Below are 22,357 nucleotides of genomic sequence, written 5' to 3'. Positions count from 1 at the left end.
GATCCCTCGATCGCGTTCGGTCGGAGTACCGAACGACGTGTCATCGCCAAACCACTCCCTGTGGTTATGGGTCCCTGCGTTCGCAGGGACGACACTGAGTATTTGGTGGATCGCGTTACACCCAATGACGGGGAGAGAACGCCTCACGCCACCAGCGACAGCTGAGGCAAGCTGGCAACCACCGACTGGTTGCGCCCGCCGGCTTTCGCGGCATAGAGCGCCTTGTCGGCGGCGGCGACCAGGACCGGCCAGTCCATGCCGGCCGCTGGCACGAGGCTGGCGATGCCGCAGGAGACCGTCGAGGCCGCCTGATCGTCGGACCAGCCCTGCACCTTGAGGCGGATCTTCTCGGCGACCTTGAAGGCGTCGTCGGCCGAGGTGTTCGGCAGCAAAACGGCGAATTCCTCGCCGCCGTAGCGCGCGGCGCAGTCGCCGGCGCGGCTCACGGAATCGGAAATGCAGATGGCGATGCCGACCAGCACCTGGTCGCCCGCCTGATGGCCGAACGTGTCGTTGTAGGCCTTGAAATGATCGGCATCGATCATGAGCAGCGCGATCGGCGCCTTCTGGCGCATGGCGCGCCGCCATTCGACGTCGATGACGGAATCGAACTTGCGGCGGTTCCTCAGGCCCGTGAGCGCGTCCGTCGTCGCCATCTCCTCGAGCTTGCGCTCGGCCTCGGCGCGCCGGCCGATCTCGCGCGCGAGCACGAGGGTCGATCCCAGCACGAACAGCGCGAGTGCCAGCACCACGGCGCCGATGCGGAACGCCTCCCTCTGCCAGAGTGCGAACACTGCGGTCAGGGGCTTGCCCGCCACCACGAACAGCGGTCCGCTGTCGCCGCTGCGGACATAGAGCCGTGGCGTCGGATCGACCGGGCCCTGTCCGGAATAGGAGGTGCCGGCCCGGAGATTGTCGGCGTTCCAGCTCCGCCGGTCGCTCAGGTTCGTGCCGATGACGTCGAGATCGAACGGCCGCCGCATGATGATGGTGCGGTCGCGCCTGAGCACGGTGATGGTGTCTTCAGTGTCGAGATTCAGCCGTTCGAACAATTCGTGGAAATAGCTGAAGCGAATCGAGCCTGCGACGACGCCGAGGAAGCCGCCGTCGGTATCGCTGATGCGCCGGCTCAGCACGATCGAATAGGCGCCGCGGAACAGCATCGGGCGGCTGATGAAGAGCCCGGCTTCGGGATTGTCGCGGTGGACGGTGAAATAGTCCTCCTCGCTGCGATTCTCGGCGAGGGGATCGAGCGTGGAAGCGTCGATGGTCAGCTGGCCCTCGGCATCGAATACCTGGATGGCGCCGAAATGCCGGGCCGTCGTCGCGTGGTCGAACAGGATCAGGTGGCGGATCGTCTTGGAGACTGTTGCGAGCTCGGGCAGCAGCATGTTGCTGGCGACCGCCTTCAGCGACAGGTCGTAGATCTCGATGTTGCGGCCGATGTCGGACTCGATGGTGGTTGCGAGGTTCTCCAGCGTCTGGCGGGCGAGCGCCTCCTCGCCGCGGCGCATGTCCAGCATCACATTGACGCAGACGGCCGAGAAGCCGATCACCGTCACCACGGACGAGATGATCAGCAGTTTCGCCGAAATTCGCCACGGCCGCCGGGCCGTAATTCCGCGCCACCCAAAGGGCATCGTTCGCTCCCGCCACCAGTGGATGCGCCCGAAAGCTTGAGTAGTGTTTAAGGCAGGACGGCACTACCGCAATGAGTTAAGAATCGGTTTATGGATCGAACGGTTTTAGGCAGATCGGACGGGACTTCGGACGAGAGGACGCTTGTGAACGACTACGACGCGTTGCGCGACTATCTGCTGCGGCAGAAGCAGGAGGAGTTCGTGCTGAGCTTCGAGCAGATCGAGGAGATCATCGGCGCCGCGCTGCCGCGCGCGGCCCAGCGTGCCTCCTGGTGGGACAGCCTGCGCAGCCCCGACATCCAGATGCCGCAACGCGAAGCCTGCCTCGCCGCGGGATTCGTGGCGACACGGATGCCGGACGGTGCGAGCGTGCGGTTCAGGAAGCAGAAGGGTGATCGACGGCGCTAGCGCGAGACCCACCCTCCCCCTCCAGGGGAGGGTAAGAGAGCAGTCAGCTCGCCGCTTCCAGCCGCACTTCCGTCAGCAGGCGCATCGCCGCGTCGGCGTCCATCGGCTCGCCGAAGGCAAAACCTTGAGCGTATTCGCAGCCCATCTGGTAGAGCTCGACCGCATCGGAATCGGTCTCGGCGCCTTCCGCCACCACGTCCATGCCGAGGTCGTGCGCGAGCGCGATGATCGACTTCAGGATCACCGGGCGGGTGCCGCGGCTGGTGGTGCGCACGAAGGACTGGTCGATCTTGATGGTGTCGAACGGGAAACGCTGGAGATAGGCCAGCGAAGAATGGCCGGTGCCGAAATCGTCGAGCGACAGCCCGGTGCCGAGCTCGCGGATCCGCGTCAGCATCTGCGCCGCGTGCTCGGGATTTTCCATCACCAGCGATTCCGTCAGTTCCAGCTTCAGCGTGCCGCGCGCCACCGAGGATCGCGACAGCACGGTGCGGATGTCGTGGATGAGGTCGTGGCGCAGCAGCTGCCGCGAGGAGACGTTGACGGAGGCGAAGATCGGGTCACGTGAGCGCATCGCGCGCTGCCACACCGAGAGCTGCTTTGCGGTCTGGTCGAGCACGAACATGCCGAGGTCGACGATCAGTCCGGTTTCTTCGGCTATGGTGATGAATTCCGAAGGCGCCATGCGTCCGAGCTTCGGATGATCCCAGCGCGCCAGGGCCTCGAAGCCGGCGATCGAGCGATCCTCCAGCCGCACGATCGGCTGATAAAGGATGGTGATCTCCTGCCGCTCGATGGCGCGACGCAATTCGCTCTCCAGCGTCAGCCGGTCCGTCTTCCGCGCACGCATGGCGGGCTTGTAGACGTCGATGCGGTCGCCGCCGATGCGCTTGGAATGATACATCGCCAGCTCGGCGTCCTTGATGATCTCGTCCGTGAGCTGCGTCTGAGGATCGGACAAGGCGAGGCCGATCGAAGCCGTCAGGAAGATCTCGCGGTCGTTGAAGGCGATCGGCGCGCGGATGGTCTTGCGGATGGTCTCGGCGAAGGCGGTGATGCGGGCCGGGTCCTGTTCGGAGAGCAGGATCAGGCCGAACTGGTCGCCGGCCAGTCGCGCCAGCGTGTCCTGCGGCTTCAGGATGCGGGTGAGGCGGCGGGCCAGCGTCAGCAGAATGGAATCGCCGACCGCGATGCCGACGGAATCGTTGACCTGCTTGAAGCGGTCGAGATCGATCACCATCAGCGTCGGCCGCAGCGTCGGCATGGTCTTGGCGAAGTTGGCGACAGCACCCAGCCGGTCCATGAACAGCTTGCGGTTGGGCAGGCCGGTGAGATTGTCATGCACGGAATCGTGCAGCAGGCGTTCCTCGGCGTTACGCAGCTCCGTGACGTCGGTGAGCGTGCCGACGACCCGCGAGACCTCGCCGTCGGAGCCGACCACCGGACGGGCCTTCAGCGCGAACCACATGAAGTGGCCGTCCGGCGTACGGAGACGGAAATCCTGCACCAGGCGGCCGCGGCGCTGGTCGAGCACGCTGTCGAGTGCGGCGCGGAAACGGTCCTGGTCGAGCGGATGCAGCACCTCTAACCAGGACGCCGCGGGTCCTTCCAGCGTGCCGCGCTTGAGCCCGAGCAGGGCCTCGGTCTCGGGACTGGTGAACACCTTGTCGGCGGACACGTCCCAATCCCAGATCAGATCGCCGGAGCCGGCGAGCGCCAGCGCCCGCCGCTCGATGTCGGAGACGATGCCGGTGGTGGCGCCGCCGCCGGCGAAGGCGTGCTGCATCACCGTGAATCCGATCAGCATCACGATCAGCACGAGGCCGCCGAGCAGGGCCGGGCCGACGATGTCGTTGGTGACGGAGCCGGCGACGGTCATGCCGGCCGCGACCACCCAGACCACCAGCAGGAACCAGGTCGGGATCAACAGCACCGCGCGGTCGAAGCCGTGGGTGGAGAGATAGACGATCAGCGCAAAGCCGGCGCAGGCGATCAGCACCAGCGAAATGCGTGCGATGCCGGAGGCCACGGCCGGATCGAACAGCGCCAGTGCCACCAGGGAGCCGAGGAAGGCGAGCCAGCCGATCGTGATGTGGGAATAGCGCACGTGCCAGCGGCTGAGATTGAGGTACGCGAACAAGAACACCAGCAGCGTGGCGGCAAGAATGGCCTCGCCCGCCGCGCGCCAGATGCGCTCGGCGTTGTTCGACATGTCGAGCACCTTGCCCCAGAAGCCGAAATCGACGCCGATATAGACCAGCACCGCCCAGGCCAGCGCCGCCGCGGCCGGGAACATGATGCTGCCCTTCACCACGAACAGGATGGTCAGCACCAGCGCGAGCAGGCCGGAAATGCCGATCACGATGCCCTGGTAGAGCGTGAAGGAATTGACCTTGTCCTTGTAGGATTCCGGCTCCCACAGATAGAGCTGCGGCAGCTTGTCGGTGCGCAGCTCCGCGACGAAGGTGACGACGGCGCCGGGGTCGAGCGTGATGCGGAACACGTCCGCGGTGGCGCTTTCCTGACGTTCCGGCCGGTCGCCGATCGAGGGCGTGATGGTCGCGATGCGCGACAGGCCGAGGTCGGGCCAGAGCAGCCCCGAGGAGACGATGCGATAATGCGGGGCGACGATCAGGCGATCGAGCTGGTCGTCGGTGTTGTTGGCGAGCGCGAACACCACCCAGTTCTGCCCGCCTTCGCGGGCGCGCACCTCGATGCGGCGGACGATGCCGTCGGTGCCGGGCGCGGTGGAGACCTGGATGCGATCGGCATCGCTGCGCTGATGCTCGAGCACGCCGGTGAGGTCGATCGCGGGCGCGTCGCTGCGGACGCTGACGGCGTCCAGCGCGCGCGCGGGATACGCGGCGACAAGAATCATGAGGCCCAGCGCGATGGGCGCGAGGCACCTGATCAGACGCAAGGTCAGTTCTCCGCGTTCGACGCAAACTCGTCAGTGCAAGGCGAATCTAGAAGGCGATTCAGACCGAACCGAAGTGGTTCGGCGCGTCGCGATAGATGCCACGAAAGCGAGGAAAATCAAAGGGTTTCCGGCCTGGCCTGTGGGCCGGCGGCCTAGGCCTCCAACACAATTTTGCCAATATGTGCGCTGGTTTCCATGCGCCGATGGGCGTCCGCCGCCTTTTCCAGCGGGAAAGTGCTGTCCATCACCGGCTTGATGCGGCCTTCGCGCAGAAGCGGCATCACTTTTGCCTCGATCGCGGCCACCATCGCCGCCTTGTCCGCATTAGTACGGGGGCGCAGCGTCGAGCCGGTATGGGTCAGGCGCTTGACCATCACCTTGGCGATGTTGACGCTGACCTTAGGGCCGTTGAGGGTCGCGATCTGGACGATGCGGCCGTCGACCGCCGCGGCATCATAGTTGCGATCGACATAGTCGCCGGCGACCATGTCCAGGATCAGGTTGACGCCAAGGTTGTTGGTCTCGGCCTTGACCACGGCGACGAAGTCTTCGGTCTTGTAATTGATGGCACGGTCGGCGCCCAGCTTGAGGCAGGCGTCGATCTTGTCCTGCGATCCCACCGTGACGAACACCTTGGCACCGAATGCTTTCGCAAGTTGGATCGCCATGGTGCCGATGCCGGAGGAGCCGCCATGGATCAGCAGCGTCTCGCCGGCCTTGAGGCCGCCGCGCTCGAACACGTTGTGCCAGACCGTCATCAGGGTTTCCGGCAGCGCGCCGGCTTCCTTGATCGACAAGGCCGGCGGCACGCTCATCGCCTGGGCATCCTGGGCGATGCAGTACTGCGCATAGCCCCCGCCAGCGACCAGCGACATCACCTTGTCGCCGATCTTGTGCCGCCTGGCATTGCTGCCGACCGCCACCACCTCACCGGCGATCTCGAGGCCCGGCAGGTCGCTGGCGCCGGGCGGCGGCGGATAGGCGCCGGAACGCTGCGCGACATCGGGCCGGTTCACGCCCGCGGCCTCGACCTTGACCAGGATCTCGTCCGGGCCGGGCTGCGGCAGCGCGCGCTGTTCCGGCACCAGCACCTCCGGTCCGCCGGGCTTGGAGATGGCGATCACGGTCATTTGCGCGGGCAGCTTGTCCATGATTGTGTCCTTGAGTGCATGGGATCGGCGGATGGCATATCGCCTTTTCCGCCAAAGTAAAACGACATTAAGGCCCGAACCGCGCTGCAAGATTCCGTGCTTTCTCGGGAGGGATTTTATCGACCAGTGGGCGGATCGGAGCGACGGCCGTGCCGGCACCGCCGTCGAGCAGGCCCGCGAGTGGGCCAACGGGCCAGCTTGGAACAGCGTCAATGCGACCGAAGGCGCGCAGCACATTTTCAGACAGGCTGGGTATGATACTCCAAGCCAGCACGGCGCAGACGCTGATCAGATTAAGGCCTGTTCGTGTCACGAGAGCAGCGCGAAGCGGATCGGACTTGCTGGCTGTCCATGGCGCGGCGTGCTGCAGGTAAGCGTTCGCGACATCCCAGATCGCGCGAGTTGCCGCCGCCGCCGCGCGAAACTCGAGCGCCTCGTGATGGCGTCGCAGTGTCGCGATACGTTGCTCCAGTTCGCATGCGAGCAGGTGTTCGGCCGCGCCGGGCGCACCGCCTTCCGGAATTCGGCCGTCGAAGGCCCGATGGGCGAAGCTGACGATGCGATTGACGAGGTTGCCGAAGATGTCCGCGAGATCCTTGTTCACGTCGGCGACAAACTTCGGGATACTGAAATCGGTGTCGGCGCTTTCAGGCGCGTTGGCGATCAGCCACCAGCGCCAGAGATCCGCCGGCAGTTCTTCCAGGGCTTGATCTGTGAAGATGCCCCGATTGCGGCTGGTCGAGAACTTGCCGCCTTCGTAATTCAGCCAGTGGAATCCCTTGATGATATCGACGGTTTTCCACGGTTCGTTCGAGCCGATCAGCGTTGCCGGGAAGCTGACAGCATGGAATGGGATGTTGTCCTTGCCGAGGAACTGGATGTAACGGACATCATCGGCCTGCCACCACCATTTTCGCCAGTCTCGGCCTGGCGCGGCGGCGGCCCATTCCTGTGTGGCTGCGATGTAACCGATCGGCGCGTCGAACCAGACATAGAAGACCTTGTTTTCGAATCCCCGGCGCGGAACCGGAATGCCCCAGGTCAGATCGCGCGTAATGCAGCGATCGCGCAAATCCGCCGTGAGCCAGCTCTTCGCGGTTGACACCACGAAGGCAGGCCAGCCGGATCGGCTATCGATCCACGCGCTCAACGCTGCGAGAAGCCGCGACTGTCGTAGGAACAGATGGCGGCTTTCGCGGATCTCCAGCGCGCGGTCGCCCGACAGCGCAGATCGCGGATCGATCAGTTCGGGCGGATCGAGCAGGTTGCCGCAACGGTCGCATTGGTCGCCGCGCGCGGATGGGTCGCCACAATGCGGGCAAGTGCCGAGCACGTAGCGGTCTGGTAGGAAACGGCCGTCCACGGGGGACCAGACCTGTTGCAACGCGCGTTCCTCGATCAGTCCGCCATCTTCGAGCCTGCGATAGAAGTGCTGCGTCAGGGTGCGATTCTGCGGCGAGCTGGTCCGGCCGAAATGGTCGAATGACAGGCCGAAGCGGCGGTAGATGTCGGCCTGGATTGCGTGCTGCGTGCTGCAGAAGGTCTGGAGGTCCTGTCCGGCGCGAACGGCACCGAGCTCGGCCGGCGTGCCGTGCTCGTCCGTGGCGCAGACGAAGAGCACGTCGTCGCCGATCTGTCGCCTGAAGCGGGCATGGACATCGGCTGGCAGGAGCGACCCGACGAGATTGCCGAGATGCTTGACGCCGTTCACATAGGGAAGGGCGCTGGTGATGAGGATTTTGGTCATGGCTGCGTCTTTCGCGCTTGGGGATGCCGACCCGGAACAAGTCAAACCGGAAAATCAAAAGCCCTCCCGCATGATCGGAAGGGCTTGGGGTCGGCTCATGCCTCACGCGCGTATGCGCGCTCTTATCCCGTCCGGTCAGCCTCCTTGCGGTCGGGCCGGGGCATTCGCGTCAGATATTGCGCGCTCGCGAAAGTCACTGCACATTTCTCCTTGTACAAAGGCGATAGCATTTCGGGATGGAGAACGCCAGATCGGCGTCCTTCAGGCAGCTCGGGAGGACACACCATGGCGATGGAAGACGACGACCGCCCGCGCAAGAAGATCACGCACGAGATCGGCCAGGATCTCTCGTTGCTATCGGTCGAGGAACTGACCGAGCGCGTCGCGCTGCTCAAGACCGAGATCGCGAGACTGGAGGAAGCCGCCACCAGGAAGCGCGCCTCGCGCGATGCGGCGAACAGCCTTTTCAAGACGTAGTCATTCACGACTCTCGGGCCCCGGCTCAGCAGTGCAGCACGTCGTGCCGCACTGCGTCCGCGGCACGTGACCACGGCTCGGCCGCTGGCCGACATGGCTAACGAACTCTCAAAAAATTAGCTCGTTTACGGTCGATTAAGCTTTCGGGTTTATGACTGGAACCGTCCTCGTTTGGACACCGAGTGGCTCCTGTCCACTCTGTTTGACGCCTCCCTGTTATCAACTTTCAAAGCCGCCGGTCTCCGGCGGCTCTTTTTTTGCGCAAAGCGCTTTCCAGCGGAGCGGATACCGGTTCGCGTCGAGAAGACGCGCCGAAACAGGAATATCCGCCCAGTTGCATTCGGGGGAATGACGCGCGGAAACCATATCCGCGCTTGTCACTGGACTCGGCGCTCCCAGCGCGCAATGATTTGTTCATCATAAGCCGGCGCCAAGCCGGACAGTCAGACAGTTGCGTAAGGGGCGTTAACCATGGAACGTTTGCAGGCCGAAGGCGCTCTCGTTCAGCTCAGTGAGCGGTTTACCAATTCTGCGGCGTTCGGCGCTCTGTTCCGTGAAGGCATGGACCTCGTCGAAGAGACCGCCGCCTATCTCGACGGCGCCGGCCGCGTCGAGGCCAAGGCACTCGATCGCGCCGTCAGCCTCTCCTATGCGACCGAGAGCATGCGTCTCACCACGCGCCTGATGCAGCTTGCGTCCTGGCTGCTGTTGCATCGGGCGGTGAAGGAGGGCGAGATGACGCTGAGCCAGGCCAACCGCGAGAAGACCAAGGTCAAGCTCACCGCCGCCGATCCCGGTCCCGCCGACACCATCGAGAAGCTGCCCGCGCAACTCCAGGAGCTGATCCATCGCTCGATGAGTCTGCAGACCCGCGTGCGCCGCCTCGACAGCACGATCCACACGCCGCCGGCCGAGCAGGTGGCGATCGGCAATCCGCTGGTGCCGCACCTCAATGCGCTGAAGGCGGCGTTCGAGCGGTAAGTCTCACGCTGTCATCCCGGGGCGCGCGACGCGCGAACCCTGGTGCGCACTTGCGCACCTGAGAATCCCGAGATTCCGGGTTCGGCTCTCCGAGCCGCCCCGGAATGACGGTGTAGTAGAAAACAAAAACGCCCCCGTCTCTGCGGGGGCGTTTTCGTCTCCAGCCTTGCGGCCGGCTTCAATCCTTTTTGAGAAAGCCCGAAAACTTCTTCTGGAAGCGCGAGACGCGGCCGCCGCGGTCCATGATCTGCGTGGAGCCGCCGGTCCAGGCCGGGTGCGACTTCGGGTCGATATCGAGGTTCAGCGTGTCGCCTTCCTTGCCCCAGGTCGAGCGGGTCAGGTACTCGGTTCCGTCGGTCATGACGACCTTAATGGTGTGATAATCCGGATGAATTTCGGCTTTCATGGCAATTCCTCGGCGCTCCGGCGCCTTCTTGGGTGGCTAGCGAATGACGGATTTGGGCGGCTCTATACCGCACGATATCAGGCAAAACAAGCCATGCCGGGCTGGTGACCGGACTTACCCCTAAGGGACTTCCCGGATTTGCCACTACCCCTACACCGGCCTATTGGGAGCAAGGCAATAGAATGGGTCGGATATCATGAGCGCAGTGGAACGGCTTGATGACCAGCATGTCAATCGGCCCGCAATGAACGCCGCGGACATCCCGTCGATCGAGGCCGAGCTGATCGAAGAGCCCGCCAAGGGGCGCGCCAAGCTGCGGCCGCTGCTTGCGCTCGCGCCCTATGTGAGCCGCTATCGCGGCCGGGCGGCACTGGCCTTCGTCGCGCTCACGGTCGCCGCGCTGACGACGCTGCTGGTGCCGATCGCGGTGCGCAGGATGATCGATTTCGGCCTGACGCCCGAGGGGATCGAGCTGATCAACAGCTACTTCTCGGTGATGCTCGCGGTGGTGGGCGTGCTCGCGCTCGCGAGCGCGGCGCGCTACTACCTCGTGATGACGATCGGCGAACGCATCGTCGCCGACCTCAGGCGCGACGTCTTCGCCCATCTGCTCTCGCTGTCCCCCGCCTTCTTCGATTCCGCTCGCAGCGGCGAATTGATCTCGCGGCTCACCGCCGACACCACCCAGCTCAAATCGGCCGTCGGCGCCTCGGTCTCGATCGCGCTGCGCAACCTGATGATGTTCCTGGGCGCCGCGGCGATGATGGTGATCACGAGCCCGAAGCTGTCCGGCTTCGTGCTGCTGGCCATTCCCTTGATCGTGCTGCCGCTGGTGGCCTTCGGGCGCTGGGTGCGGCGGCTGTCGCGCAATGCGCAGGACACGCTCGCCGAAGCCTCGGCCTATGCCGGCGAGCTGGTCGGCGCGATCCGTACCGTGCAGGCCTATACCAGCGAGCAATTTGCCGAGAAGCGTTTCGGCGGCGAGGTCGAAGAGGCCTATGAAGCCGCGCGAACCTCGACCCAGGCCCGCGCCGTGCTCACGGCGATCATCATCTTCATCGTGTTCGCAAGCGTGGTCGCCATCCTCTGGATTGGCTCGCATGATGTGCTCTCCGGCGCGATTACGCCGGGCCGGCTCGGTCAGTTCGTGCTTTACGCCGTGTTCGCCGCGGCGGGCCTCGGCCAGCTCAGCGAGGTCTGGGGCGAGGTCTCGGCGGCCTCGGGCGCTGCCGAGCGCCTGTTCGAGATCCTGCATGTGAGGCCCGAGATCACGGCGCCCGCGGCGCCGCGGGCGCTGCCGGTGCCGGCGCGCGGCGAGGTCGGCTTCGATCAGGTCAGCTTCGCCTATCCGGCGCGGTCCGACGTCAAGGTGCTCGACGCCGTGTCGTTCACGGTGCGCCCCGGCGAGAAAGTCGCGATCGTCGGTCCCTCCGGCGCCGGCAAGAGCACGATCTTTCATCTGTTGCTGCGCTTCTACGACCCGCGCAGCGGGACGATCTCGCTCGACGGCGTGCCGGTCAAATCCGCCGACCCCAGAGATTTCCGGGCCCGCATCGCGCTGGTGCCGCAGGACTCGGTGGTGTTCGCCGCGACTGCCCGCGAGAACATCCGCTTCGGCCGACCCGATGCGACCGATGCCGAGGTCGAGCGCGCCGCCGAGCTGGCGCATGCCGCCGAGTTCATCCGCCGCCTGCCCGAGGGTTTCGAGACGGCGCTCGGCGAGCGCGGCGTGACGCTTTCCGGCGGCCAGCGCCAGCGCATCGCGATCGCCCGCGCCATCCTGCGCGACGCGCCGCTGCTGCTGCTGGACGAGGCCACCTCCGCACTCGATGCCGAAAGCGAGACGTTGGTGCAGACCGCGCTGGAAGAGCTGATGCGCCACCGCACCACGCTGGTGATCGCCCATCGCCTCGCAACCGTGCTCTCCTGCGACCGCATCCTGGTGATGGACCAGGGCCGGATCGTCGAGCAGGGCACGCATGCCGAACTGGTGGCGACGAACGGACTTTATGCGAGGCTGGCGCGGTTGCAGTTCGAGGGCGCGTGAGGGCCTTTGGGCGCAGTCATTTGCGCGTGGAGAAGGATTTACGCCCGCCACACCATCTTCAGCACCGGCCGCCCCGAGGTCGGGTTCACGTCGTCGCCGGCATGGGCAAAGCCGTTGCGCTCGTAGAAGCGGATGGCGCGGGCATTGTCCTTGTTGACGAGCAGCGTGACGCCCAAGGGTGACAGCCGCTTGGCCTCGTCCACCAGCAGCCTTGCCGCGTCGGAGCCCCAATGCGCGGGATCGACGACGAGCTGGTCGAGATAACCTTCGCCGTCGATCGTGACCAAACCGGTCAGCGTGCCGTCCTGCTCCGTCACCACGATCGAGGCCTTCGGCACCAGATCCTTGCGCCAGCGCTCGCGCCACCATTCGAGCCGTGCGGCGAAGTCGATCTGCGGATAAGCCTGCTGCCAGGTGCGATGCCAGAGCTCGATCGCAGCGGCTTCGTCCTCGGGTCGGTAGGGGCGGAGGTGGAGCGCGCTCACTACCGCTCCGTCAGCTTCAGCTCGATGCGGCGGTTGCGCTTGTAGGCCTCCTCGGTGTTCCCGGGATCGAGCGGTTGGAATTCGCCGAAGCCGGCCGCGACGAGGCGCTGGGCAGGCACGCCGAGCGAGATCAGATATTGCACCACCGAGATCGAGCGCGCGGCGGACAGGTCCCAGTTCGATTTGAAGTTCGCGCCGCTCACCGGCCGCACGTCGGTATGGCCGTCGACGCGCAGCACCCAGGGGATCTCGCTCGGGATCTTCTTGTCGAGCTCGATCAGCGCAGTCGCCAGCGTGTCGAGCTCGGCGCGGCCCTCGGGCAGCAGCGTCGCCTGGCCGGTATCGAAGAACACTTCGGACTGGAACACGAAGCGGTCGCCGACGATGCGGATGTCGGGGCGGTTGCCGAGGATGGCACGCAGGCGGCCGAAGAATTCGGAGCGGTAGCGCGACAGTTCCTGCACGCGCTGCGCCAGGGCGACATTCAAGCGGGAGCCCAGATCGGCGATCCGGTTCTGCGATTCCTTGTCGCGCTTCTCGCTGGCTTCGAGGGCCTCTTCCAGCGCTGCCAATTGCCGCCTGAGCGCGCTGATCTGCTGGTTCAGCACCTCGATCTGCGCCAGGGCTCGCGCCGAGACGGCCTTCTCCGAGTCCAGCGCCTTGCCGAGTTCGGTGGTCTTGCCTTGCGCGTCATTGCCGGCGGCAGCAAGGCCGTCATAGAGCCCCTTGATGCGGTCGCGCTCGGACTCGGCCGAGGCGAGGCCCGCCTTCAATTGCGAGACCTGGTCGTCGAGGCTGAGCTTGCCGAGCTTTTCCAGCGACAGGAGCTCGTTGAGCTGGGCGATCTTGGCATTGAGCTGCTCCAGCGCCTTGTCCTTGCCGGTCACCTCCTGCGAGAGGAAGAACTGCACGACCAGAAACACCGACAGCAGGAACACGATCGACAGCACCAGCGTCGACAGCGCGTCGACGAAGCCGGGCCAGTAGTTGAAAGCGCCTTCGCTGCGGCGGCCGCGCGCTAGAGCCATGTTGTCCGTCTCCACCTTCGTGTCCCGGACGCGCTGCAGCCTGCAATGCTGCTGCGCAGAGCCGGGACCCATATTGTCCCTGACGCTGGGCCCCCGGCTCGGCGACGCATCATTTCATGCTGCGTCGCGTTCGGGGCACGATACCGTCTCAGCTCTTCTCCGGCTGACGCGCGATGCGCTCCAGCAGCCGCCGGATCTCGCGGTTCTGCTCGCCCTGGCCGTCGGCCCATTCGCGGATCATCTGCTGCTCGGTGCGCATGTGCGAGACCAGCGCCTGGATGGCTTCGGCAAGGCTCGCCATCGCCGCCGTGGTGCCGCGGCTGGCGCTGCCTTCCTCGAACACGGAGCGCAGCCGTTCGACCGCGGCCTGGAGCTCGCCGCTGGCGACGCCGCCGCCTGCCGCAACGGGCGCCTCGCCGTTGCCATATTCGCGCACGGTGGTGGCGAGCCAGTCTTCGAGGTCGGTGTAGAAGCGGTTTTGTGCCTGGCTCGATTGCAGGTCGAGGAAGCCGAGGATCAGCGAGCCGGCGAGGCCGAACAGCGAGCTGGAGAACGAGATTCCCATGCCGCCGAGCGGGGCGGCGAGGCCCTCTTTCAGGGTGTCGAACAGCGAGCCGGCATCGCCGCCGACCTTGAGCCCGTCGATCACCTTGCCGACCGAGCCGACCGTCTCGATCAGGCCCCAGAAAGTGCCGAGCAGGCCGAGGAAGACCAGCAGGCCGGTCATGTAGCGCGAGATGTCGCGGGCCTCGTCCAGCCGCGTCGCGATCGAATCGAGCAGATGCCGCATCGTGGTCTGGGTGATGGTCATCCGCCCGGAGCGCTCGCCGCCGAGGATCGCCGCCATCGGCGCCAGCAGCTTCGGGTGGCGGGCCGGTGCCAGGCCGGGATCGGCGATGCGGAAATTGTTGACCCAGGAGACTTCGGGATAGAGCCGGATGACCTGGCGGAAGGCCAGCACGATGCCGATGAACAGCACTGCCCCGATCAGGGCATTGAGCCCGGGATTGGCGAAGAAGGCCTGGATGATCTGCTTGTAGAGCACCACGCCCACCAGCGTGCACAGCACCAGGAAGACCAGCATCCGCACCAGGAAGACGCTGGGCGAGGACAGTTTCGTGTACTCGATATCCAAGGTGGAGCGGGAAGTGCCAGACGGCATGGCCGGTATCATCCGTTACGTAAGCTTGCTTGCAGTGCGCACTATGGCACAGCGCCGGCCCAAAAAAAGCGCCGGATGCGCCGATTTCGGGGACAGCTCGGGGAACCGGGACCGGAAGCGGCGCTTTGATGAGCAGGTATCTGCAGAAGATCGCCATTCGGAGGTGCATGAGCGTCGTTTCCGCGATCATCGGGACCGCCGAACGGGTGCCGCTGCCGGACGTGGTCATCCGTGCCGCGATCCAGCGCTTGTGCTCCCGCACGGCGACGCGCCTGTCCGCGCCGGGCGCCGCCGACGATGCCGCCTTCGCCGGCCGGATGATGCTGCGGCCGATCGCGGAGAACGCGGGGGCCGGGCACGACGAGGCGCCTGCTTCCTTCTTTGCCGAAATGCTCGGCCCCAACCGCAAATTCTCCTCCTGCTTCTACAAGACCGGCGCGAGCACCTTGCAGGAGGCGGAAGAGGAGGCGTTGCGCCAGACCGTCGAGCATGCCGGACTTGCCGATGGCCAGACCATTCTCGAGTTCGGTTGCGGCTGGGGCTCGCTGTCGCTGTGGATGGCGCGGCAGTTTCCGCATGCAAAGGTGACGGCGGTGTCGAACTCCCAGGCGCAGCGCGCCCATGTCGAGGACGAGGCGCGGCTCCGCGGACTTTTGAACCTGCGCGCGGTCACTGCGGACATGAACGTGTTCGCGCCCGAAGGCCAGTTCGACCGCATCGTCTCGGTCGAGATGTTCGGGCAGATGACGAACTGGCGCAAGCTGATGACGCGCGTGCGGTCATGGCTCGCGTCGGAGGGGCGGTTCTTCATGCATGTCGTCACCCATCGCTCGGCTTCACAGCTGTTCGACCGGTTCGATCGCAACGACTGGATGGCGCAGCACGTCTTCACCGGCCGGCTGATGCCGAGCCATCACCTCGTCAGGCAGTTCGACGATATCCTTGCGATCGAGAAGGAATGGTGCTGGAGCGGTACGCATTACCAGCGCACCGCCAACGACTGGCTCGCCAATTTCGATGCGCATCGCGGTCCCATCGAGGCGTCCTTGCGGAGGGTCTACGGCGAGGAGACTGCGCTTTGCATGCGTCGCTGGCGCTGGTTCCTCCTCGCAACGTCCGGCCTGTTCGGCTACGCCGCTGGAACCGAATGGGGAATCAGCCATTTTCGGATGAAAGCCGCCGAGTGATTGCGGTGTTCGGTCGCAGCACGCGGCGGTGGAACTGGACTCACAATCAGGTGAGTCGATAAAAGGCGCCTCAATTCAGCGAGTTAGGTCGTGTGACAATGAGCCGCCGCAACACGCGTTGCGTCGCAGCACGTCCACTCTATTTTGACGGTATCGACCGCGCGAATTGGAGTCCAGAACGGGCCCGCTGCGCGTAATAGTATCAACAACATCGGGGCACTACAGTTCATGTCAGGACTTCGCGCGCGATCGGCATGCGTTGCATTGATGCTCGCGGCCCTTGCGCCGCTGCTTGGTGCTTGCGACGAGTCCAGCTCGGCGGTGTCCGCCGTCCAGCCGGCCGCGCCTGACGTCAGCATCGTCGTCGTCAAGCCGCAGCCGCGCGCCGTCGTGCGCGAGCTGCCAGGCCGCATCGCACCGACGCGTGTCTCCGACGTGCGGCCCCGCGTCTCCGGCATCGTGGTCGAGCGTCTGTTCCGCCAGGGCAGCGAGGTGAAGGCGGGCGATCCGCTCTACCGCATCGATCCGCGTCCGTTCGAGGTCGAGGTGTTGGCCAACGAGGCCGCGCTCGCCAAGGCCGAAGCGGCATTGATGCAGGCCAAGCAGCAGGCGCATCGTATCGCCACCCTCACCAAGGATCGCGCCGCCCCGGAGGCTGAGAACGAGAAGGCGATCGCGGCCGAACGTCAGGCCCATGCAGAGGTCGAGGGCCGCAAGGCCGAGCTAGCCCGGGCAAAGCTCAATCTCGACTATGCCACCGTGCGCGCGCCGATCGACGGCGTGGTCGGCGCGGCGCTGGTCAGCGAGGGCGCGCTCGCCGTGCAGAACGAGACCAATCTCGCCACCATCCAGCAACTCGATCCGATCTATGCCGACTTCACCCAGTCGGTGACCGAGCTCAATCAGCTCCGCCGTGCCTTCGAGACAGGCGACCTCGAGCGCATCGCCGCCGATGCCGCCAAGGTGCGCCTGGTGCTCGACGACAACACCATCTATTCGCTCGACGGCAAGCTGCTGTTCTCCGATGCCAAGGTCGACGCCCACACCGGGCAGGTGACGTTGCGCGGCGAGTTCCCCAACCCGAAGCGCGAACTGCTGCCGGGCATGTATGTCCGGGTCCGCATCGACCAGGGTCTCGATTCCGACGCGATTGCGGTGCCGCAGCAAGCGGTTCAGCGCAATGGCGGCGGCGGCAGCGAGGTGTTCGTCGTCAAGGACGACAACCACATCGCGGTCCAGCCGGTGCGTACGGGCTCGGTGCAGGACGGACTCTGGTTCGTCACGGAAGGCCTGAAGGCCGGCGACAAGGTCGTGGTCGAAGGCTTCCAGAAGTTCGCGGCCGGCGACAAGGTCAAGCCGCAACCCTGGTCGGAGGCGGACGCGATCGCGGACAACCGGCACGCCCAGCAGCTCACGCGGTAACGCGCTATGCCGAGCTTCTTCATCGACAGGCCGATCTTCGCCTGGGTGGTCGCGCTGTTCATCTGCTTGATCGGCGCGATCGCGGTGCCGCTGCTGCCGATCGCGCAGTATCCGATCATCGCGCCGCCCTCGATCTCGGTCTCGACCAGCTATCCCGGGGCCTCGCCCGAAAATCTCTACAACAGCGTCACGCGCCTGATCGAGGAAGAGCTCAACGGCGCCGCCAACATCCTCAATTTCGAATCGACAAGCGACTCGCTCGGTCAGGTCGAGATCATCGCCAATTTCCAGCCGGGCACCGATACCAGCGCCGCGTCGGTCGAGGTGCAGAACCGCATCAAGCGCGTCGAGGCGCGCCTGCCGCGCGCGGTGATGCAGCAGGGCATCCTGATCGAGGAAGCCTCCAGCGCGGTGCTTCAGATCATCACGCTGAATTCGACCGACGGCAGTCTCGACGAGGTCGGCCTCGGCGACTTCATGATCCGCAACGTGCTGGGTGAGATCCGCCGCATTCCCGGCGTCGGCCGCGCCACGCTGTATTCGACCGAGCGCTCGCTTCGCGTCTGGGTCGATCCGGCCAAGCTCGTCGGCTATGGGCTGACCGCCGACGACGTCAATAAGGCCATCGCCGCGCAGAACGCGCAGGTCGCCTCCGGCAGCATTGGCGCCGAACCCTCGACGTCCGGCCAACGCACCTCCGCGCTGGTGCTGGTCAAGGGACAGCTCTCCTCGCCGGACGAATTCGGCGCCATCATCCTGCGTGCCAATGCCGACGGCTCGACCGTGCGGCTGCGCGATGTCGCGCGCATCGAGGTCGGCGGGCTCAGCTACCAGTTCAACACACGCCTCAACGGCAAGCCGACTGCGGGTCTGTCGGTGCTGATGTCGCCGACCGGCAATGCGCTGGCGACCGCGAGCGCGGTCGAAGCGAAGATGAAGGAGCTGTCGCGCTTCTTCCCGGCCAACATCACCTACGAGATCCCCTACAACATCACGCCCGTGGTCGAGGCCTCGATCAAGAAGGTGCTGTCGACGCTGGTGGAAGCCGTGGTGCTGGTGTTCGTCGTGATGTTCCTGTTTCTGCAGAACATCCGCTACACCATCATTCCGACCATCGTGGTGCCGGTGGCGCTGTTGGGCGCCTGTTCCACCCTGCTGCTCGCCGGCTACTCCATCAACATGCTCTCGATGTTCGGCATGGTGCTCGCGGTGGGCATCCTCGTCGACGACGCCATCGTCGTGGTCGAGAACGTCGAACGCATCATGGCCGAGGAAGGCCTGCCGCCGAAGGAAGCGACCCGCAAGGCGATGTCGCAGATCACCGGCGCCATCATCGGCATCACCCTGGTGCTGATGGCGGTGTTCGTGCCGATGGCGTTCTTCCCGGGCTCGGTTGGCATCATCTACCGCCAGTTCTCCGTCACCATGGTCGCCGCGATCGGCTTCTCCGCCTTCCTCGCGCTGTCGCTGACGCCGGCGCTGTGCGCGACCCTGCTCAAGCCAGTCGCCAAGGGGCACGGTCATTCCAGTAATTTCGTCTTCGGCTGGTTCAACCGCATGCTCGAGGCCGCGCGGTTCCGCTACGAGCGTACGGTCGGTTTCTCGCTGAAGCGCACCGGGCGCCTGATGCTGGTCTATGCCGCGCTGCTGGTCGGCCTGTCCTGGGCCTTCGTCAATTTGCCCGGCGGCTTCCTGCCCGTCGACGATCAGGGCTTCGTCACCACCGACGTGCAGACGCCCTCGGATTCGTCCTATCCCCGCACCGAGGCCGTGATCGAGAAGGTCGAAAAATATCTCGCCGAGCGACCGGGCGTGAAGGACGTCACTTTCCTCACCGGCTTCAGCTTCTCCGGCCAGGGCATGAACACCGCGCAGGCCTTCATCACCTTGAAGGACTGGTCGGAGCGCGGTCCGAAGGACTCCGCCGCCGCGATCGTCAATGACGTCAACCGCGACCTGGGCTCATCGGTCCGCGACGCAAAGATCTCGGCGCTGCAGCCCCCGCCGATCGACAATCTCGGCAACTCCTCGGGCTTTTCGTTCCGCCTGCAGGACCGCGGCCAGAAGGGCTATCCGGCCTTGATGCGCGCCGCCGACCAGCTGATCGCGGAGGCCAATGCCAGTCCTGTGCTTCAGAAGGTGTATATCGAAGGCCTGCCCGAGGCAGGCGTAGTCAATCTCGTCATCGACCGCGAGAAGGCCGGCGCCTTTGGCGTCACTTTCGAGGACATCAACAACACGATCTCGACCAATCTCGGCTCGAACTACATCAATGACTTCCCGAATCGCGGCCGCATGCAGCGCGTCGTGGTGCAGGCCGATGCCCGCGACCGCATGCGGACCGAGGACATCCTCAACTACAACGTCAAGAACAGCCGAGGCCAGCTGGTGCCGTTCTCGTCCTTCGCCACGGCGGAGTGGGCCCGCGGTCCGACGCAGATCGCCGGTTTCAACTATTATCCGGCGGTCCGCATCTCCGGCGAAGCCAGGCCCGGCTTTACCTCGGGCGATGCGATCGCTGAGATGGAGCGGCTCGCCGACAGGCTGCCGCGCGGCTTCGGCTATGAATGGACCGGACAGTCGCTCCAGGAAAAACTGTCGGGCTCGCAGGCGCCGTTCCTGCTGGCGCTCTCGGTATTCGTGGTGTTCCTGTGCCTTGCCGCGCTGTACGAGAGCTGGACCATTCCGCTCGCGGTGCTGCTGACCGTGCCGCTCGGCATCGTCGGCGCGGTCGTCGCAGCGACGCTGCGGAGCCTGCCCAACGACGTCTACTTCACCGTCGGCCTGATCACCATCATCGGCCTCGCTGCAAAGGACGCGATCCTGATCATCGAGTTCGCGAAGGATCTGCGCAAGGAAGGCAAGCCGCTGGTGGAAGCCACCATCGAGGCCTGCCGTCTGCGCTTCCGCCCGATCCTGATGACCGGTCTCGCCTTCATCTGCGGCGTGCTGCCGATGGCGATCGCGCATGGTGCCGGCGGCGCCAGCCAGCAGGCGCTGGGCAGCGTGGTGATGGGCGGCATGATCGCGGTCGTGATCCTGGCGCTGTTGATGGTGCCGGTGTTCTTCGTCTCGGTGCAGCGCGTGCTGGGCGGGGACCGGGAGCCGGCGGCGGCGAAGGAAGGCGAGGCGTACGGACCGCCGGCGCGGGCGCACACGAGCCACTGAATGCCCCTTCATTCCGGGGGCGCGCGTAGCGCGAGCTATGATGCGCAATTGCGCATCTGAGAATCCATCGGGCAGCAATCACAGTCGATGAATGGTTTCCGGGTTCGCCAAGCGGCGCGCCCCGGAACGATAATAGAGAAGCTGCGGCGCTACGCCGCCTTCCGCAAAATCTTGACCAGCTCCCCGTGCACGACTTCATTGCCGCACACGACGTGCCCGGTGACCAGCGCATCGCCCGGGGTGTCGATGTCGCTCACCGTGCCGCCGGCTTCCTTGACCATGATTTGCCCGGCCGCGATGTCCCAGGGCGACAGATTCCGCTCCCAATACCCGTCGAGCCGGCCGGCGGCGACGAAGGCGAGGTCGAGCGAGGCGGCGCCGAAGCGGCGCAGGCCGGCGACGCGATTCTGGATCGCGGTCATCTCGCGGCGGAATTCTTCGTGGTCGCCGCGGCCGATATGGGGCAGGCCGCAGGCCACCACGCATTCGTTGAGCTGGCGGCGGCCGGCCACGCGCAGGCGCTGGTCGTTGAGGAAAGCGCCCTTGCCGCGCTCGGCGATGTAGAGCTCGTCATTGGCGGGGTTGTAGATCACGCCGGCGATGACCGTGCCCTCGCGCGCGAGGCCGATCGAGATCGCGAATTGCGGGATGCCGTGCAGGAAGTTGGTGGTGCCGTCCAAGGGATCGACGATCCAGGTGTGGCTCTTGTCGGTGCCTTCGCGGGTGCCGCCCTCTTCGCCGATGAAGCCGTAGCCGGGCCGGGCCTTGGCGAGGTCCTGATAGAGGATCTCCTCGGCGCGCTTGTCGGCGAGCGAGACGAAATTCGCCGGCCCCTTCAGCGAGACCTGGAGATGCTCGATCTCGCCGAGATCGCGCTTGAGGCTGCGGCCGGCGCGGCGCGCGGCCTTGACCATGACGTTGATAGTGGCGGAATACAGCATGAGCTCTGGACTTGATCGGGGGCAGGGATCAGGGGCAGGGGCGGGACGTCGCGCCCGTTTGAGGGATTGGGTGCCCTGCGAGGGCGCTTGCGTCAAGTCATTGCGTCAAGTCATTTGGTCCCGAGCCATTTCTTGGCGGCGGCCTCGGCCTTGGCCCGCTCCTCGGCCGGCAGATCGGATAATTGCTTGTCGAGCTCGGGGTCGCCCTTGCCGGCCGTCTTGGCCACCAGGTGCCATTTGAAGCCCTCGACCTTGTCCGTGGGTGTGCCCACGCCATTGATCAGCACCCATGCCAGCCGGTTCTGCGCGATCGCGCTGCCCTGGCGGGACGCCTTGCGCAGCAACGCGACAGCCGCCGGCTGGTTCTTCGGTGTGCCGGTGCCGTTGAACATCGCGATCGCATATTCGACCTCGGCGTCGACATTGTCGGCGAGCGAGGCGGCCTGGAGCAGCCGCACCGCGCGTTCCGGGTCCTTCGGCACACCGGTGCCTTCCTTGTAGAAGGTCGCGAGCGCGTATTGCGCCTCGGGCAGGCCTGCATCGGCGGCCTGGCGCAGCAGCTCCGCTGAGCGCCTGACATCCTGCGGCAGGGTCTGGCCGTCCAGATAGAGCAAGGCGAGGTTATAGGCGGCCTTGGGCTCGCCGAGCTTGGCGGCGGAGGCCATCAGCTTGACCGCCTCGCCCTTGTCGACCGGGCCGCCGCGGCCTGACATGCGCAGCATGGCGAGCGCGAACATCGCCTCGCGATCGCCGGAATCGGCGGCGCGCTTGTACCATTCGGCTGCCTTGGCGTAGTCGCGCCGGATGCCCATGGCATTGGAATAGAGCTCGCCGAGCATGGTCATCGCCTTGGGATCGCCGGCTTGTGCACGGGCGGTGGCGAGCTCGAACGCCGTCTTGTACTGGCCGCGCTGATAGGCGCCGAACACCATGTCGACCTTGGGATCGTCGGTCGGCGGCGCGGGGATCACGGTTGCGGCCGGCTTGGGCGAGGGAGACGGCTTGGGGGATGCCGAAGGTTTCGGCGCGGGAGCGGCCTCCTTCTTCTTGGTGATCGTGTGCGGCTTGGGCTTCTGCTTTTCGGCGGGGGCGCTCGGCGTTGCGGCCGGTGGCGTGATCTGGAGCTGCGCCGCCGCGGGCGCTGTGAGCAGCAGCGTGGCCAGCATGGTGATGCAAGGGAGCTTCAT

At 65.5% G+C, this 22,357-nt stretch carries 17 protein-coding genes; 7 read left to right on the top strand and 10 right to left on the bottom strand.

The window, feature by feature from the left end; all coding sequences use genetic code 11:
• Window positions 1–143: 143 nt before the first annotated feature.
• Window positions 144–1,640 (bottom strand): sensor domain-containing diguanylate cyclase, encoded by a 1,497-nt coding sequence (locus EHH60_RS09430; RefSeq protein WP_124159195.1) that lies wholly within the window; start codon window positions 1,638–1,640, stop codon window positions 144–146.
• A gap of 144 nt (window positions 1,641–1,784) precedes the next feature.
• Between EHH60_RS09430 and EHH60_RS09425 the strand changes: the two genes are divergently transcribed.
• Window positions 1,785–2,048: a DUF7662 domain-containing protein gene (locus EHH60_RS09425; protein ID WP_199751376.1), complete on the top strand. Its 264-nt coding sequence runs from the start codon at window positions 1,785–1,787 to the stop codon at window positions 2,046–2,048.
• A 43-nt stretch (window positions 2,049–2,091) separates the two neighbouring features.
• Here the strand turns inward: EHH60_RS09425 and EHH60_RS09420 are convergent, their stop codons facing one another.
• The 3 genes from EHH60_RS09420 to metG form a co-directional block, all read right to left on the bottom strand.
• Window positions 2,092–4,968, bottom strand: a complete 2,877-nt coding sequence (locus tag EHH60_RS09420; protein ID WP_199751375.1) for an EAL domain-containing protein — start codon at window positions 4,966–4,968, stop codon at window positions 2,092–2,094.
• 152 nt (window positions 4,969–5,120) lie between these two features.
• Complete coding sequence (locus EHH60_RS09415) at window positions 5,121–6,119, bottom strand: NAD(P)H-quinone oxidoreductase (protein WP_124159193.1); 999 nt, start codon at window positions 6,117–6,119, stop codon at window positions 5,121–5,123.
• A gap of 67 nt (window positions 6,120–6,186) precedes the next feature.
• Window positions 6,187–7,866 carry a methionine--tRNA ligase gene (gene metG, locus EHH60_RS09410; RefSeq protein WP_124159192.1) on the bottom strand — a complete coding sequence of 560 codons (1,680 nt, stop codon included), beginning with the start codon at window positions 7,864–7,866 and terminating at the stop codon, window positions 6,187–6,189.
• Between the two features lie 285 nt (window positions 7,867–8,151).
• Between metG and EHH60_RS09405 the strand changes: the two genes are divergently transcribed.
• Window positions 8,152–8,343, top strand: a complete 192-nt coding sequence (locus tag EHH60_RS09405; RefSeq protein WP_124159191.1) for a DUF1192 domain-containing protein — start codon at window positions 8,152–8,154, stop codon at window positions 8,341–8,343.
• 471 nt (window positions 8,344–8,814) lie between these two features.
• On the top strand, window positions 8,815–9,324 hold the full coding sequence (rcdA, locus tag EHH60_RS09395; protein ID WP_124159190.1) for a protease adaptor protein RcdA: 510 nt from the start codon (window positions 8,815–8,817) through the stop codon (window positions 9,322–9,324).
• Between the two features lie 178 nt (window positions 9,325–9,502).
• On the opposite strand, the gene rpmE is transcribed toward rcdA, so the two are convergent.
• Entirely contained in the window at window positions 9,503–9,730 is a 228-nt protein-coding gene (rpmE, locus tag EHH60_RS09390; protein ID WP_028182497.1) for a 50S ribosomal protein L31, read from the bottom strand.
• 196 nt (window positions 9,731–9,926) lie between these two features.
• Between rpmE and EHH60_RS09385 the strand changes: the two genes are divergently transcribed.
• Complete coding sequence (locus tag EHH60_RS09385) at window positions 9,927–11,777, top strand: ABC transporter ATP-binding protein/permease (RefSeq protein WP_124159189.1); 1,851 nt, start codon at window positions 9,927–9,929, stop codon at window positions 11,775–11,777.
• Between the two features lie 38 nt (window positions 11,778–11,815).
• On the opposite strand, the gene EHH60_RS09380 is transcribed toward EHH60_RS09385, so the two are convergent.
• The 3 genes from EHH60_RS09380 to EHH60_RS09370 all read right to left on the bottom strand — a co-directional run bounded on the left by EHH60_RS09380 (window position 11,816) and on the right by EHH60_RS09370 (window position 14,452).
• The gene (locus EHH60_RS09380) at window positions 11,816–12,262 is read right to left on the bottom strand and encodes a GNAT family N-acetyltransferase (protein ID WP_124159188.1); all 447 of its coding nucleotides are present in this window, start codon (window positions 12,260–12,262) and stop codon (window positions 11,816–11,818) included.
• Complete coding sequence (locus EHH60_RS09375) at window positions 12,262–13,290, bottom strand: peptidoglycan -binding protein (protein WP_124159187.1); 1,029 nt, start codon at window positions 13,288–13,290, stop codon at window positions 12,262–12,264. The genes EHH60_RS09380 and EHH60_RS09375 overlap by 1 nt, the downstream gene beginning before the upstream one ends.
• A 148-nt stretch (window positions 13,291–13,438) precedes the next feature.
• Entirely contained in the window at window positions 13,439–14,452 is a 1,014-nt protein-coding gene (locus EHH60_RS09370) for a flagellar motor protein MotA (RefSeq protein ID WP_199751374.1), read from the bottom strand.
• A gap of 167 nt (window positions 14,453–14,619) precedes the next feature.
• Here EHH60_RS09370 and EHH60_RS09365 point away from each other — a divergent pair, with 167 nt between their 5' ends.
• The 3 genes from EHH60_RS09365 (at window position 14,620) to EHH60_RS09355 (ending at window position 20,229) form a co-directional block, all read left to right on the top strand.
• Window positions 14,620–15,639, top strand: a complete 1,020-nt coding sequence (locus EHH60_RS09365) for an SAM-dependent methyltransferase (protein ID WP_124159185.1) — start codon at window positions 14,620–14,622, stop codon at window positions 15,637–15,639.
• 228 nt (window positions 15,640–15,867) lie between these two features.
• Window positions 15,868–17,061, top strand: a complete 1,194-nt coding sequence (locus tag EHH60_RS09360) for an efflux RND transporter periplasmic adaptor subunit (RefSeq protein ID WP_124159184.1) — start codon at window positions 15,868–15,870, stop codon at window positions 17,059–17,061.
• 6 nt (window positions 17,062–17,067) lie between these two features.
• The gene (locus EHH60_RS09355; protein WP_124159183.1) at window positions 17,068–20,229 is read left to right on the top strand and encodes a multidrug efflux RND transporter permease subunit; all 3,162 of its coding nucleotides are present in this window, start codon (window positions 17,068–17,070) and stop codon (window positions 20,227–20,229) included.
• Window positions 20,230–20,378: 149 nt separating this feature from the next.
• Here EHH60_RS09355 and EHH60_RS09350 read toward each other — a convergent pair whose 3' ends face one another.
• Window positions 20,379–21,170 carry an inositol monophosphatase family protein gene (locus tag EHH60_RS09350; protein WP_124159182.1) on the bottom strand — a complete coding sequence of 264 codons (792 nt, stop codon included), beginning with the start codon at window positions 21,168–21,170 and terminating at the stop codon, window positions 20,379–20,381.
• Between the two features lie 110 nt (window positions 21,171–21,280).
• A complete protein-coding gene (locus EHH60_RS09345) occupies window positions 21,281–22,357 on the bottom strand; it encodes a tetratricopeptide repeat protein (RefSeq protein ID WP_124159181.1) in 1,077 nt (358 codons plus the stop codon).

Source organism: Bradyrhizobium sp. RP6, from assembly GCF_003837805.1.
GTDB lineage: Bacteria > Pseudomonadota > Alphaproteobacteria > Rhizobiales > Xanthobacteraceae > Bradyrhizobium.
Note: the sequence above shows the minus strand (reverse complement) of the source record. Positions and strands in the feature narration are given on the sequence as shown.